Below are 15408 nucleotides of genomic sequence, written 5' to 3' on the forward strand. Positions count from 1 at the left end.
TTCAAAGATATGCCAACCAAGACAAATGGTGGTTGGCTATCTAGTCACAAGACGAGCTGTAGTGATTAAGCTGAATCAACCCGCGCAGTATGATGCCATGATAGCGGGCTTTAACAAGCTGATAATCCATGGCGGGAGCAAAATAGTAGGTCACCTCTTCTGCGCCCGTTTGCTTAACCGGAATCAAGCTTAGCTCGCCCCAAGGCGCAATTTCAGTAGTCTGCGGCTGTTGAACATAAAACTGATACGGCTCCATCGCATCCGAGGCCTGCCTGATTAAAGCAAATTGCTGTCGCCCCCGCAGCAGGTATTCACGCATTTGAATGGCCAAGGTGTCCACGTCTCGCAGGGCAATATCGTTTGATCTATAGCTTTCTATGTCACCATCAATATCAACTTGAGAACTGCGGCCGTTATCGCTAAAGGTTGCCTGCATGTCTCGGGCACGAAAGCCGGTCACCTTTTGATGAAACTGTTCGGTCAGCCACTCATTGGTTTGGTTCGACCAAAATAACTCGGCTCTTTGCTGATATTGGGTGCCTATGCCTAAAATACTGGCTTTGCTATTTGAGGTGACAACAGCAGTTTTCCCTTGCCATTTTTCGGTGCGCTTCATTGTCCCAGTATGGATACCACTGAGGTAAATATCGTAACTTGAACTGCGGCTACACTGCACTGGCTCGGTTGAGGATGGCTTTAACTCATGAGCTAACACGTTATTACTCAGGGCTAGCATAGGTGCTAACCCTAACAGCAGCGTTAATACACGGCTAAACATACAGGCTATTAAACGCGTCATGATTAGAATACTTCGTTCACATTGAGGTAGAAGTTAGTCTCGTTTTCACCCACGCCGATATCGAGACGTAAGTTAATATTATCTTTGATTTTAAAGCGGAAACCCGTGCCGTAAGAGGTCATTAACTCTTCATTTAGGTCGCTCATCTTTGACGCCACGCTACCCACGCCGCCCCAGAACACCATGCCATAACGTTGAAAGATAGGTAGGCGGTACTCCACTTGGCCCATCATCATCTGCTTATCACGGTAACGACCCTTGATATAGCCGCGCATCGCACCTGAGCCACCAAGATCTGGCAGCATATTCCAAGGTACATCGCCATCGGTAAAGTGTCCCTGCACTTGCCATGCGATAAGCCCTGGCGCCGAACTCAGCATTGAGGTTGAGCTCAAGTCGATATAGTTAGCTAGCTCAAGATCGTAAGTCGAAAATGTTGAATATTCATCGTTTTGATACAGTCCGGCATCAATTTGAAATAACCAGCCCTTAGTGGCATTTAGGCGGTAATCACGGGAATCATAGATACTGGTGATCACCACACCCGAGCTGAAGTTATTCGGTAAAATATCGGCTGAATCCACAGGTAAGCCTGTTTCAACCAACTCTAACTTATCAGCACTCGCGTAGGTAAAATCAGCCCCAATGCCTAGAAAATAGTTGTTGGCAATCTCAGTCATCCAACGCGGTTTGAAGCTGTATAGTTGCTCCTCAAACTCGTGATGATTTGCGTCGATATTGCCCTGTTCGATGCCCTGGCCGTAATAAACTGCGGCTTCGTTATGTAGCTCTAACCCCAACAGTAAGCGCTGCTTACCACCGTTGAAGAAGGTCATATTTTCAATTTCAACACCGTAAGAGTTATTCATTGAAACAAAAGAGTTTAATACCAAGGAAGATGGCTGCTCGTCACTCGCCGCGCCATCGGTTTTATATAAGCCAACCATCAACAGACCCACGCCAAACTTCTTCTCTGGCGTGTAGTACGCAGTAGGTAAGTAGCTCATATCGATAGGCTTGCTCTGATCAAACTCACCGTCAGCACCAAACACCGACAAGATGTCATCGACCCAAGTCGGCTGCATATCTTTAGGGGTGTCAAATAGAGGTTCTACAGCGAGCGCCAGATTTGAAAAAGCGCACAGGGTTAACAATAAAATCCGTTTCATAAATACTCTAATCAGTAACGAAGAAAATGGGGAGCTAAGGGGCGGCATTCTACCACTACAAGAGTATTCAACAATGACTTTTTTTGATTAAGGATTAATCAGCAATGAATTTCCGATAACTTATTCACTGAGTTATAAAAGCAGCCAAATTCTGTAACAGATAGAACTTGGCTGCCGTAGCTGCGATATTCTTTTAAGCACTTTTATCCATCGGTTATGGGTGTAAATACTTAGCGGTATCGACCTCGTTTATCTGAGCCGAATCCAAGAATTTATGCGCATAATCTAGGTAGATCCCACTAGAGAGGAATAGCTTGAAGATATCCATATCAAGGTGTTCATCCAGTGCCATCTTATACAATATATCGATGGCAACACTGAGAGGCTTGGCCTTCTTATAAGGCCTATCTGCCGCGGTTAGCGCCTCAAAAATATCGGCAACCACCAAGATACGCTCAGGGATCGACAGCTCATCGGCGCTGAGTTTGCGTGGGTAGCCGCTGCCTTTTAAGGTTTCGTGGTGAGTAGAGGCATAACGCGGCACCTTTGCCAGCTCAGGTGGAAATGGCAGATTCTCCAGCATCTTAATGGTACTGGTGACATGCTCGTTAATCTTAAACCTGTCTTCTGCGGTTAAGGTGCCGCGGGAGATAGAAAGGTTATAGAGCTCACCTAAGTTATATTGATACTCAGGAATAGCCATCTTAATACCAAACTTAGGATCAAACTCCACCTTATTGATGCGCTTGATAATATGCTCAGGCTTATCTCTTAGTAGTGGCTCTGTAACTGGATAGCTTAGCTCGGCTACTCGCTCACTGAGGTTAAGCTCTTCGACAGGTGAGAGACCTAGCCTGTCGTCAAAGTGACGCTGCCAGCTAATTTTAGCAAGCTGTGAGAGGCGATCTTTCGCCTCTTGAACCATAAATTCACCACCTACATTAGCCTTGGCGATAAACTCAAAGTCTGCTTTTAATTGCTTGCGCTTCTGAGCAAGCTCATTGGTTAACCCATTCGTTAACTCAGTCACTAATTGTGCCGACTGCTCGCCAGACTCTTTAGCTAAGAGGGTCTGCTTTAAATAGTCAATCTCGGCGTCACGCCACAATACCTCAAAGCGCATCCGAACTTCATGGATACGATTGTAGACGGCTTCGAGCTTAGTGCCTTTATCGACAATATATTCTGGAGTGGTGATCTTACCGCAATCATGCAGCCAGGCAGCGATGCGAAACTCTCGCTGCTCATCATCGGTGTTAAATTTAAAATCCTTAAAGGGGGCAAGATCAGAGTTTTCTGCAGCATGAGCCAACATCAAGCCAAGCTCCGGCACCCGATTACAGTGGCCTGCAGTATAGGGGGACTTGTCATCGATCGCTTGGGCGATGAGCTTGATAAACGATTCCATTAACTCCTTTTGATTCTCTTCATGAGTCTTAATGGCGCTAGACATATCCATCATAGACTGCGCCAGCTCATCAAGCTCTGTGATACTGGTCTGAACTCTCTCTACCTCATCATATCGGCGATGCTTTATCTTATCGTTTTCGATGGCCAGTAACTTGATAGGACGAATAATAGGTGATGAAAACAGCCATGAAACCGGTAAGATGATCAATAAGCAGAGACTGGTAAGTAGAATAGATTGCTGCACTTTCTCAACACTGGTCGTAAGCAACTGCTCCGTTGGCACCACAATAGCAAAGTACTCCCGACTCCCAGCCGAAGGCTCTTCACTGCCAGATGAGCTCCCCCCAAAAGGTGTCACATAGAGAAATTCTTCAACTCCATTTAACTCACGACGAATCAGCCTTTTCTGGTTTTTTGGCTCGCGAGCCAGCTCGATAAGCGCCTCAAAAGGCACGGTTCCCTGTGTCGATAGGGTCTGTTTTACTCCCTCACCAAACCACTTAGCCCTCAATGCTTGAGTTTGCTCAGGGGTAATATTGGCAAGCGCCAAATTGATCACCGCGATAAGCTCTGCTCTCTCTGCAGGCATCACAACATGCAAACCGGTATTAAGTTTTATCGGTGAGAAGTCCAGCTGCTCATGATATTGAATCTGCTCCACAAAAAACTGCTTCGCCGTGTAATGCAATATGATGCTGTTATCAAGCGCCGCAAAAACCTCGCCCTGTTCAACCGCATGTAATATGGCATAGGTTGAAGCCATCTCAACGATCTCAATCTGCGGATAGTTTTTTCGAATCACCTCGACAATGGACCAGCCAGTTGGGATCGCAACGTGTTTACCGTTCAACTGCTCGATATGGGTGATTTCAGGCGTCCCCTGTTGGGTAACAAGCGCGTAAGGCAGCTCAAGAAACGGCTCACTAAATTCACCTAATAGACGCGTCTCATCGGTTTTAATCACAGAGTGCAGCATGTCTAGCTCGTCGGCTTTATAGTTTTCGGTCAGCTCACTCCAGCTAAAACCATTGATATAATGCAATTCTAAACCGGTCATATCGGCAACAAGGTTCAATAGGTCGACACTATAGCCTTGCGGCATGCCTGATATAGCAAAGTCGATGGGGGCCCAGTCGGTTTCATTAGAGACTAACAAGGGCTCAGTATTGGCTACCAGAGCCCGCTGTTTGGCAGTTAACACTAGTTCTTTAGAATCGGGTACTTCAACACCTATTTTTCTATCTTGATTAGATGCGATCAGCTCGCCGCTTTGCTTATAGAGATAGATTTTTTTCTCATTGATGCCCTGTTCATCTTCCCCTTGCATAACTAGATAATCCGACAAGGTTGATAGTGCAATATCTAAGGCGAGAACCACTCCTGAGTCAGCGAGTTTTATCGAATAGGTTTGACCCGGTGATTGCAGGTGCTGGAATAGGTAAGGCTCTGTTTTAGAAACCACATGGGGCTTAGCATCAACAAACCAAGGTCTGGCTCTGGCGTCATACTCACTAGGCTCTATATGAGTAACACGCAGATTAAACTGCTCATCAAGATAAGATTGTTGCTTCTGACGTAACTCTCCCTCACCACTGATGCTAATAAGCACCCAACGATCAAGATGGGATGCATTAAGCTGCTTTCTTATTATCGGGTGAGCATTCAAATTAATCAGCTCATAGAAGTCACCATTAGGCATCCCCACATAGATACCATAAAACAATGGGTTGATTTGCATCACATCGGCAAATGCTTGCCTGACCTCGGGATTAAAGGCTCTATCGATCACAAGAACATCAAAATTTGAAAGTAACTGAGTCGTATTAATCGCGCGACTATCGACTTGGGTAAGGTAACTACTGGTATTTTTAGCGGTAAGGTTATAGAGCTTAACGGCGGCATCGGTTGCCATATTTTTACTAAAGTAATATTGCAAGCTAATGGCAATCGCGGCGGTTAAGATAGTGGCTAAAATAAAGATCCCCACCACAGTAACGCGAATGGTAAATCGCTTATTGTTGATTTTTTCCAAGCCGCCCATAGTACTCCAACTCTGTTATTCAATCCTTGAAATGAGCATTTTACAACAGGGGCGCAACAAATCAACAACCTGAATTAAAAACAAAATTTGTGCTCAGTTTTATAATGATGACTCCAAGCTCCCCCCCGAGTTAACAGATAAAGAATAGTCTGCCATCTAAACCAAAAAACTCCCCAGCAACAGCGTTAGCTTAAAGAACAACAAGAAATGGATAAGATTGAGGCAAAATTTAGCGAAGAATAAAATGCGATAAACAGCCATAACGATTATGGCTGTTCTACTATTTCTACTTTGAGCAAAGGACTCTCAAGCCTCCTCCAGCTTGGCATCTATGCCCGCTCACTCGGCCTTGCTATTTCACCCTCGCACATCTTATACCAATCAGTATAAGAAGTTGATCTACTCAGAACGTTTTTGGCAAACTAATTCAAGGCGAATAACTGAAAGAATGGTTGCTCCCTTGTGAAGTTGTTCAACGCAGAAGTAGGCAGCCAAAAACGCTCCAGAATGGCGAGTTTTAGCGGCTCTGATACTGTGACTCTTAAGGAACAAGAGGGAGCTTAAACCTAGTTTAACTATGCTCTTCACTCGTTGCCTTGTCTCAGTGCCGCTAAACTCTCGCTGAGCGACCAAATCTTTATACTGATTGGTATTAACTCGAATTTATCACTAAACCTCAACACCTCTATCTGCAGTTTTAGAATAGCTAATTAACTGGCTAGGTAAAACACCATTCACATTTCATCGATAAATCTAGGCATATTTTATTTTTGGTACTTATACAATTGATATATTATCCCGCCGTTGAGACGCAGGCTCTAAACTAAGGCTGTTTAGCTGTGCTCAACATTCTTATCACGAGGAATAATAATGTTAGCTGTAAATGAATATTTTGAAGGCCAGGTTAAGTCGATCTCTTTTGATGGTGCTGAAAAACCAGCATCTGTTGGTGTAATGGAAGTTGGCGATTATGAGTTTGGTACTGCAGCACCAGAAGTGATGCAAGTGATCTCAGGTGCACTAACGGTAATGCTGCCGGGTCAAACTGAATGGCAGACCTTTAACGCTGGTGAACAGTTTGATGTTATCGGCAATGCTAAGTTCCAAGTAAAGGTTGAGACCCAAACCGCTTACCTTTGCATCTACGGCTAACTAGCTGTTAAACAAGCAAACCATCCATCAGTTCATTCATTAGTGTTAAATTGAACACTCAAGATGGATGGTTTTTTGTCAGCTAAAGTCTCACCATAACGAATCTTAATCTGATCTTATTTAGTCACAGTCATATGCGCATGTTGATACCGACTCAGCGCTGCTACCTCTTACGTCTTTACCATGCTCCAATTGACGCTCTGCATCTTGTATCGATATTTTTTGAAAGAAAACCTCCATGATCAGGTTAAGCCTTTCTTCCGCATTACCAAACTTATCGAAGCCACCGTATTGCACGGAATCGAAATCTAACTCCGCTATCTTGTTACCCTTATTATCAGTCACATCTAAGTTTACATAACGCATGTAAGTAGCCATATCCCACCACCAATTAGCGTTAAACTCAAACATCACCTGATTATCTGTTAACTGAGCCTTAGGACTCGCCGTTGTCTTGGATACGTTATAACCATTATCAAGCATCCAGTTAGTGACAATACTTCTAACGTTAGCCGTTTGCTTAGCATCGTTAGTCATCACGATTTGCTTATCAAAGCTGGGTTCCATCTGTTTCAACTCAGTGAGTCCATTACTTGAACAGCCTGTCGCGGCAAGTAGCACCAAAGCTAATAGTATCTTTTTCATTTTAACCTCTCTTGAATATGCCAAGAGATTTTACACTGACAGATACACAACTGTATAGCGCCATGCTTCACAACTTTCACAAACAATAAAGCCCTAATAGTTTTTACTATCAGGGCTTTCAGATGGCCAACTTTGAAAGGTGACTAGTAGCTACTTTACTACTGTACCCACTGAACTAGCTCCCCGGCATATTTCATCGCAGGTTGCCTTTTGACTAGCTCCCCCGCTGGATCAAACAGTAAAAGCTCTGCCGAGTCGGCGCGGTACTGAGCAATCAGTAAATCCCCCTCTGGGGTGCCCATTCTAGCGATAAGAAAGTGCACTTGATCGCCAAGGTAATCACGCGCTTCATTCATCTGCTCTGTCTGACTATTACTCACCGCAAGACCATTATCATAAACAAACACGACTGCAGGTTTACCCGTACCTATCTCTTCATGGGTCGATTTAAAGCCTTTAGGCATCACCATTACCAGCGCTGCGAATAAAATCACGATGACAGCAACCACAGCAAACGCAATCCACGGCTTACGACTCGTATTCGAATTTAGTGTATCCAAGGTGAAAATCCTTCTTTTAACGATAAAATAGATAGCAAATCGTCCCATAGTAATCAGCTAACCTGAGGCCTAGATTAAAAATCAAAAGTTAAAATTTGCGACTATTTTGCCAAAGTGGGCACTTGGCATAGTTGAAATTGACTCAGACTGAAACAGTTAGTCAGCTCCAACAATGACTCCAAGAGGCGCTAATAGCTGCTCCTGCTGCCACATGCATATTTTGACATTACTAAGATCCACCTTTCTTGGGTCCAGTCCAGATAGTTCAGAATAAGAAAGATCGCAGCCTTGCACATTAAACTGTCCCCAGGCATCACTGGAAAAATCTCCCCGACTCAAATCAGACCCCTTAAATGACGCCCCATATAAATTTGCGCCCGTCCATTTGTTTTCAAATAGATCGCATTTCTCGATGCATTGACGCTCAAAATTAGCGTAAGACAAATTACACCCAGTAATATAAACAGAACAGAAATAGACTTGTCGACTGATCTGGTTGGCAAAACTCGCCTTAAAAAAGTTAGCCCCTTTCAAGTCGCAGTTTCTAAACTCCGCACCGAAGCAATTGGCCCCAGTAAAAATCACCATAGATAACTGACAACCTTTGAAGCTCGAATCTTGCAAATTTGCATACTCAAAATTACAACCACTCAATGAACCTGACTCAATAAATGAGCAGTCAACAAAACGGCTCTCTCTGAGATCGGTATGATTAAAATTACAGTTATAAAATTTACACCGCTCAAAATGTGAATCACTCAAGTCTTGATGACTAAAATCATCCCCATCAAATTGCTCATCTATTCTATTCATTAACGCCTCTTGCAACATAAAACCAAGTTTAGAAATCGGAGACTAACATTCACGCCATGAGAAACCAATAAAAACAAAGCCTTAAATATCAACAAGTTAACAGGCCTACCGTAAGCGATTTTAAGGCGTCAAAATAGCTCTTAAACCTTGGTAAAATTTTTAATGAAGACGCGCAGGTCAAGAAAAAACTTTAACTAAGCCTAGGGGATTACAGAAAGCCAAGCAGATAGATTTGAGTGCTAGAGACAATGCAGTTACAACAAGGACTCGACCAAAACAGCATTAGCAATGGGCCATTGTGCTTATACCAATCACATATTGAGTACGACAGATCTTAGTAATCGATGCCAATAAAAAGCAAGGCACCCATTATTGATCACGTTAGCTGTAACTAATTAGCGTACTTATAGGGTGGGGTATATAACCTCCTACTTCAGCATTAGCTCACGCTTAGTAAGAGGTCTAAAAACATGTCATTAATGATAGCCATTAACTATCTGACATTAACTATCAAGTATTAACCATGGCAGTCTGTGGTGGTGCAGGTCGTTGATGGTGCATCAGGTCAGTGCATTCATCTAGGCTTGAATGCACTGGTCTAGAACATGAATCACTCAGATCTGACTCACCCTCACATCATCACTCAAACCTTCGAGTGACTCGATCACCCTCTCACTGGTTATCGATCCTGGAATAGCTAACGTTAAGATTGAAGAGAATACGGGAGAACTCATGCCTATAACGGCTAAACGGTGACACTCCAACGATTCCAATTCAACCTCAAGATCCGCCAAAATATCATCGATATCTCGTGTTAGACCGGGGCGGTCATTACAATCAAATACAAGTTTGACGCGTTGGCATGCGCTCGGAGCTCGCTCAGCGACTAGGGCGTAGGAAAAATACAGTGCGGGAAAATGAGTCACAAAGTCCGACTCAAGTTGGGGCTGAGACTCAGCCTCGATAGTCACCTCAAACAAAGCAGTGAAATGCCCGCCAAGTTTAATCACTTTACTCATTTGCCATTCACCACCATGCTTTCGGGTGATCTCAGCTAATGATTTGATTATGCCAGGCTCCGTCACACCACTGACAGTGGTAACAAAAGTCTTCTTCATATGAAGTACCTCTCAATACAAAAAATATACGGTGAAAACAAATCGTTCAACATACGAACTTATCGATAGAATTAATTTACCACAGCCATTTTTTTATACCAATCTAATTAGCTGTACTTAGCATTTTTTCCAGTGTGATTATCCAAGTCGGCGCACTTTAACAGGCTATACTGCCGAGGCGGCGGTGTGGGTCAGTACATAAGCAATAGCCCCGATACTAACAAGCATCGGGGCTTTAAAGTAAACGTTTACTTTAACCCACTTATCCGGATTGCTTTGCTTGCGAATGCTTTGTTTGTGAATGCTCTGTTTGTGAATGGCTTGCTTGCGCATGATTGAGTGATGGCTTACCAAATTGCTGCTCCGCCATCGCTTTAGCCATTTTGGGTGCTTGCCACAGTGATGGTAGCAAAACAAATGACACCGGAACGGCAGTGATCACAATAAACGACTGTAGGGCGGAAATGCCACCAGAGCCCATCGAGATCAATGCGATAGCAACCAGTCCCATTAATATTCCCCAAAACGCACGCATTGCGCCACTAGGCTCGGTGGAACCTGTCACGACCACACTAATGGTATAAGTCATCGAATCACCTGTAGTGACGATAAATGTGGTCGTTAGGATTAAAAACAGTACTGCAATCAGCGACGGCATTGGCAGTTGTGAGGTAATAGCCAGCAACACGCCAGGTAAATTAAATCCTTCAAATGCTGTCGAGATAACACCGGGCTCCGCTAACTCGAACGCAAGGCCAGATCCACCGACAACACTAAACCAGAAACAGGTGATGAGTGGTGCAATAATAGAAATAGACAGGATCAATTGACGAATCGTGCGGCCGCGAGAAATTCGCGCAATGAAGATCGCCATCATCGGACCATAGCCAATAAACCAGCCCCAGAAAAACACCGTCCACCAACTTAGCCAATTAGCATCGCCTCGGTAGAGTGACATCGGCACAAAGTTATTGACCATTTTAGCCACGCCCTGCATGTAGCCATCGATGATGAAGCTGGTAGGGCCAAATAGTAGAATGAAGATGATCAGTGCAGCAGAAAGTAAAATGTTGTAGCGGCTTATTAGCTGAATGCCGCGGCTTAGGCCACTTAATGCCGATAAGGTATACATAGCGATGGCAAACAGTACCACCAAACTCTGGGTGATTAAGGTATCTTGCACACCAAAAAGCGCATTGAGCGCATAGCTAATTTGCAGACCAAGAAAGCCAATTGGACCAATCGTACCGGCGGCCACAGCAATAATACAAAATGTGTCGGTTAAGGTACCAATCCAACCGTTAAGTGCTTTATCGCCAAAAATGGGATACAACAAAGTGCGAGGTTGCAATGGTAAACCTTTGTCGTAGTGTAGATGCATTAAAACAATCGCGGCTAAGCTACCGAGTATCGCCCATGCAAGAAACCCCCAATGCAGAAAAGATTGAGATAAGGCATTGATCGCCAGCGTGCGCCCCTCTGCTTCACCGTAAAAAGGTGGCGAGGAAACAAAATGAGCGATAGGCTCAGCTGCAGCCCAAAATACACCACCACCGGCTAACAGGGTACACAGAACAATCGCCAACCATTTGAAGGTATCAATTTCTGGGGTGCTGCGATTACCGAGCTTAACGTCGCCAGTTCTAGCAAAGGCTAAGTAGAGACCAATAATAAAGTTAGCCAGCAAAAGAATTTGCCAAAATGGGCCAAACCATTGGGTCACTTTAGAGAATCCAACTTGAATGATGTTGGACAGAGCTGAGGTATCGAAAACAGCAAGCAGTACAAAGAGAGCTAAAAAGCCGCCACTTAACCAGAGTACTGGACTGGAGAAGGGATTTACCTTGGTTGACGCATCACTTTGTTCAGGGGGATGGGCTGCAAGGTAGTTTTCATCTGTTGATTTACGATCAACAGATTGTGTCAAATTCGACATTAAGTATTCGCTTTTGTCATCGTCAGCCATTAAATATAAGTCTGTTTATTAAGATATATTTTAAGCTGAGTCGGTGAATTTTCCTCGGCTATCGCAAAGACATTGAGTGACTTTGTAAAGGTTGAGGCTGTAAAAGGGGCGATATTTTAGCACAATTGAAAGTAGGAATAAAATCGAGATAAGCAACAGGAAAGTCGCAGCAAATATTAGAGCGCAGTGAATTATTTCGCTTTTAACGTTATTTCAAGCATTTAACTTGAACTCATATCGGTAGTGATATGACTAGTTGTAACGCCTTGAATTGTAAATGACAGCCTAGCCACCCATTCTTAATCAATGGCATAACTAGTCTATCCAGCTCAAAATGAGCTGCCGCTACAGTAACAGCTCGCCACTGCGGATTTCTAGATACTCACCCTGCTTCACTTTTCGCTTGCCATTCACCCACAAATCACGCAACCCCGTTGCATAGGCATCAGGCTTATCTATCGTTGAATTGTCACTAAAACTAGCATCAAACAAGCTGATATCGGCATAGTAGCCCGGCGCTAACCTGCCTCGCTTGTGGAGCGAAAAAGTCTCTGCACTCAAACCGGTCATCTTATGTACGGCCTGCTCAAGTGGCAGTAGCTGACGCTGCGAGACAAACCGTTGAATAATCCGTGGAAATGACCCACTAACTCTTGGGTGAAGATGCCCTCCAAATATGGTATCTGTACCAACCATCCCCCTAGGGTGCTGAAAGATCTGCTCAACTAGCTCCTCATCCATAAAGTAATCAATCATACGCACATTTCCTCGCTCGCTAACAAGAAGGTCAAGTGCAAAATCAACAGGGTGCTGATCCATTTTTTGTGCGCACTCAGTAATAGAACATCCTAACCACTGCTTTGCGCTCTGAGATCCCACTTCACAGATTAAGATATTTTCCCAGCCCAACAGAGCAGGCAGGTTGTCCCATGGCTCACCAGCCTGAGGCAAAATCCGCTCAGCAAACCAATCTCGAACTTGCTGTCTGATCTCCGCTTTTTTCAGGGCAATCATCAAGGCATCGGGTTCGTATGTGCGAATAAGGCTAGGCGGTAAAATAGAGAGCAGTGTTGTGCTGCCGTAGTTATATGGATATTGATCAAATGTCAGTTCATGGCGATCAATCAGTGCCAGTAACCTTGATACTTTAGCAGCATTTCGTCGCCCGATTAGCTTTAGGTGAGAGATATGCAGCTGGCACCCAGCCTGTTGCGACAGGATAATCATCTCCTGCAACGCCTCAATAACCTCATCGCTTTCGCTGCGCATATGCACAACTAAGGGTTTATGGTGTTTAGCAGCGACTTGAGCCAGAGTTAATAGCTCACGCTTGTCACTAAACAGCGCCGGGTGGTAGATGAGCCCTAAGCTGATCCCAAGAGCCCCTTCACTTAAGGCTTGATCAGCTAGCTGAGCCAGCCTTTCTCTCTGAGAGCCATCCATCGTCAAACTGCTATTACCGCAGATCTGATAACGCAATAAGCCGTGGGGAACAAAGGCAGACAGATTGACCTCCAGCCCATGCCGTTTAAGGGCAGCGCCATAGCTGCTGAAACTGTCCCAGCTCCAATCGATATTAGGGTTACCGATGATCAGGCGCTCTCTGACCTCCGCCTGAAGTGGTTTGGGTAGCGGGGCGACCCCAAGGCCGCAGACACCGATAAGCTCGGTGGTGATCCCTTGCAGCACTTTTGGCTTAAATCCCTGTGGTAAAAATGTCGCTAAATCACTGTGACTATGAACATCAATAAACCCTGGAGTCAGATAGGCACCACCAGCATCGATGACACTGTCAGCAGCAAGTTCGATAAGCGGTGCCACATCAATAATCAACTGATTATCAATTAGAACGTCGCCTTTAAAAGCTGCCCCACCAGTTCCATCTATGACGGTGGCGTTTTTGATTAACTGACGCACGCTTATCTCCATCCCTAAATTAATACCAACAGCCATGATAGTTTAATAATTATGCAATAAATGAGATAAGGATAAGATTTTGAAATAAAAACCAAACAGCTAAGCCACCCATTAATAATCATCTTGACTAACCGGGAGCGCCCATATGTCTATGATTAACTAACTTTTTGGAACTGGCGTCACCTCAATCTTATCGGGCCGATTGCCATCAAGCGTTAACACTGTAAAGCGCCACTGCTCCCACACAAATACATCTCCAACCTTGGGCATGCTATCTAGACACCACATCATCATGCCGCTAAGGATGTGGTAGCCATGCAGCTCCTCATCGGGAAGGGCGTCTAACTCTAGGAGTTCTTTGAGGACCAAAATAGAGATAAGTCCATTAATGGTCCAGCTGCCATCAGCGTGTAGCTTGGATCCGATATCATCGGGTGAAGCAGATTTAAACTCACCAGCCAACGCTTCAAGCAGGTCGGTATGGGTCACTATGCCTTGCAGATCGCCATATTCATCGACAATAAAGGCTATATGTTCACCTGTGTGACGAAAAAAAGCCAATAGCTGACTACCGCTCCAGCTCTCTGGAATAAAGACGGGCGGAAATGCTGCTGACTTTATTGCGGCATTATCCAGTACTCCTGATATTTTTATTTTCAGTAGCTTATTTGCAGATAGCACGCCAATGGGGTTATCTATCTCTCTATCAATGATGGGAAAGCGATCATGCTCTGAGGCTAGCAAAGATGTTAGATTGCTATCTATAGGCTTACTTAAATCAAAGGCTATGATGTCGCTGCGGGGGGTGAGTAAAGATGACACCTTACGGTCATCGAGATGGAAGACATTACGCACCATATCTCGTTCATGAGGCGCAATGCTACCACTGCGTGATCCTTCCATTAACAGGGCAAAAATATCTTCTTCAGTGATGGTTTCTTCACCGCTTCCACGACCTTTACCCAGAAGCTTAAGCATGAGATCTGTCGACCAGGCCAGTAGCGTCACAAAGGGGCGAGATAGCATGGCTAGAAAGGTGAGTGGCCTAGCAACTAGGCGGGCAAAAAGTTCGGGATGGAGCTGGGCTAGTCTTTTGGGAACCAGTTCACCAATGACAATAGATAGATAAGTGATCCCCAGAACAACAATAACGGTTGAAGCCATAGAGGCCGTTTTTGAAGATACTCCCCACGAAGTTAGATACTCGGCTAATGGTGCCGCCAGTGCCGCCTCACCATAGATACCATTAAGCAGGCCTATGGTCGTTATGCCAATCTGTACTGTAGATAGAAATCGAGTGGGATCTTGTTTAAGTATAATCGCATTAGCAGCGCCACTATCTCCTTTATCGGCAAGCTTTTGTAAACGGCTATTGCGGGCTGAAACCAGTGCAATTTCAGACATCGCAAACACCCCGTTAAGAAGAATAAGCGCCATTAAGATCAACACGTCCATGCAAGTTCCTTAAAAATACAAGCGACTCGTTAACTTTGCACTAAGCTACGTTAAAGGCAAAGTATTTGTTTGAAGCCTGTACAGTTAATACCAATCGGCATAAAGATGTGGTCGCTCGGCGAGAGTTTAGCGCTTCTGAGGCAAGGTAATTAATTGCTCCTCGGTAACAGCTCCAGCGTTACCCTACCTCCTATATCCATATAGTCGTGCATTAATGACATTCACCACATCTAACCCCCAAGGACGGAGGAAATGTCTTATTTATGTCGGGAACATACAAGAGCATGTAGTTTGCACCGAGTGAAGAACATAGCTTTTCTACGTTTAAGCTCCTTAACACCGCATCGGATGCGCTAAAACTCG

At 44.6% G+C, this 15408-nt stretch carries 11 protein-coding genes; 1 reads left to right on the forward strand and 10 read right to left on the reverse strand.

The genetic code is table 11. The features are described from left to right. Positions 1-40 precede the first annotated feature (40 nt). From SHAL_RS19405 to SHAL_RS19415, 3 genes are all read right to left on the reverse strand, one after another. On the reverse strand, positions 41-799 hold the full coding sequence (locus tag SHAL_RS19405; protein WP_012278811.1) for a hypothetical protein: 759 nt from the start codon (positions 797-799) through the stop codon (positions 41-43). A gap of 2 nt (positions 800-801) precedes the next feature. Continuing rightward, positions 802-1968, reverse strand: coding sequence for a BamA/TamA family outer membrane protein (locus SHAL_RS19410; RefSeq protein ID WP_041416130.1), 1167 nt, complete (start codon positions 1966-1968; stop codon positions 802-804). Positions 1969-2182: 214 nt separating this feature from the next. Continuing rightward, positions 2183-5419: an HD domain-containing phosphohydrolase gene (locus tag SHAL_RS19415; protein WP_012278813.1), complete on the reverse strand. Its 3237-nt coding sequence runs from the start codon at positions 5417-5419 to the stop codon at positions 2183-2185. An 870-nt stretch (positions 5420-6289) separates the two neighbouring features. Between SHAL_RS19415 and ppnP the strand changes: the two genes are divergently transcribed. Then, a complete protein-coding gene (gene ppnP, locus SHAL_RS19420; RefSeq protein ID WP_012278814.1) occupies positions 6290-6571 on the forward strand; it encodes a pyrimidine/purine nucleoside phosphorylase in 282 nt (93 codons plus the stop codon). A gap of 120 nt (positions 6572-6691) precedes the next feature. Here ppnP and SHAL_RS19425 read toward each other — a convergent pair whose 3' ends face one another. From SHAL_RS19425 to SHAL_RS19455, 7 genes are all read right to left on the reverse strand, one after another. Further along, entirely contained in the window at positions 6692-7216 is a 525-nt protein-coding gene (locus SHAL_RS19425) for an Sbal_3080 family lipoprotein (protein WP_012278815.1), read from the reverse strand. A gap of 158 nt (positions 7217-7374) precedes the next feature. Then, positions 7375-7776 carry a hypothetical protein gene (locus SHAL_RS19430; RefSeq protein ID WP_150102112.1) on the reverse strand — a complete coding sequence of 134 codons (402 nt, stop codon included), beginning with the start codon at positions 7774-7776 and terminating at the stop codon, positions 7375-7377. A 156-nt stretch (positions 7777-7932) separates the two neighbouring features. Then, positions 7933-8589 (reverse strand): Qnr family pentapeptide repeat protein, encoded by a 657-nt coding sequence (locus tag SHAL_RS19435; RefSeq protein ID WP_012278817.1) that lies wholly within the window; start codon positions 8587-8589, stop codon positions 7933-7935. 614 nt (positions 8590-9203) lie between these two features. Next, positions 9204-9707, reverse strand: a complete 504-nt coding sequence (locus tag SHAL_RS19440; RefSeq protein ID WP_012278818.1) for a glycine cleavage system transcriptional repressor — start codon at positions 9705-9707, stop codon at positions 9204-9206. Between the two features lie 262 nt (positions 9708-9969). Next, positions 9970-11643, reverse strand: a complete 1674-nt coding sequence (locus SHAL_RS19445) for a BCCT family transporter (protein WP_223296220.1) — start codon at positions 11641-11643, stop codon at positions 9970-9972. A 375-nt stretch (positions 11644-12018) separates the two neighbouring features. Next, positions 12019-13590, reverse strand: coding sequence for an N-acyl-D-amino-acid deacylase family protein (locus SHAL_RS19450; protein WP_150102113.1), 1572 nt, complete (start codon positions 13588-13590; stop codon positions 12019-12021). 159 nt (positions 13591-13749) lie between these two features. After that, positions 13750-15045, reverse strand: a complete 1296-nt coding sequence (locus SHAL_RS19455; RefSeq protein WP_012278821.1) for a hemolysin family protein — start codon at positions 15043-15045, stop codon at positions 13750-13752. Positions 15046-15408 lie beyond the last annotated feature (363 nt).

Source organism: Shewanella halifaxensis HAW-EB4, from assembly GCF_000019185.1.
Taxonomy (GTDB): domain Bacteria; phylum Pseudomonadota; class Gammaproteobacteria; order Enterobacterales; family Shewanellaceae; genus Shewanella; species Shewanella halifaxensis.

What these genes read in the sequence shown, in the direction of transcription:
- SHAL_RS19440 (WP_012278818.1), bottom strand. Translation starts at nt 9,707, where the DNA reads ATGAAGAAGACTTTTGTTACCACTGTCAGTGGTGTGACGGAGCCTGGC.
- ppnP (WP_012278814.1), top strand. Translation starts at nt 6,290, where the DNA reads ATGTTAGCTGTAAATGAATATTTTGAAGGCCAGGTTAAGTCGATCTCT.
- SHAL_RS19410 (WP_041416130.1), bottom strand. Translation starts at nt 1,968, where the DNA reads ATGAAACGGATTTTATTGTTAACCCTGTGCGCTTTTTCAAATCTGGCG.
- SHAL_RS19405 (WP_012278811.1), bottom strand. Translation starts at nt 799, where the DNA reads ATGACGCGTTTAATAGCCTGTATGTTTAGCCGTGTATTAACGCTGCTG.
- SHAL_RS19425 (WP_012278815.1), bottom strand. Translation starts at nt 7,216, where the DNA reads ATGAAAAAGATACTATTAGCTTTGGTGCTACTTGCCGCGACAGGCTGT.
- SHAL_RS19415 (WP_012278813.1), bottom strand. Translation starts at nt 5,419, where the DNA reads ATGGGCGGCTTGGAAAAAATCAACAATAAGCGATTTACCATTCGCGTT.
- SHAL_RS19435 (WP_012278817.1), bottom strand. Translation starts at nt 8,589, where the DNA reads ATGAATAGAATAGATGAGCAATTTGATGGGGATGATTTTAGTCATCAA.
- SHAL_RS19455 (WP_012278821.1), bottom strand. Translation starts at nt 15,045, where the DNA reads ATGGACGTGTTGATCTTAATGGCGCTTATTCTTCTTAACGGGGTGTTT.
- SHAL_RS19445 (WP_223296220.1), bottom strand. Translation starts at nt 11,643, where the DNA reads ATGTCGAATTTGACACAATCTGTTGATCGTAAATCAACAGATGAAAAC.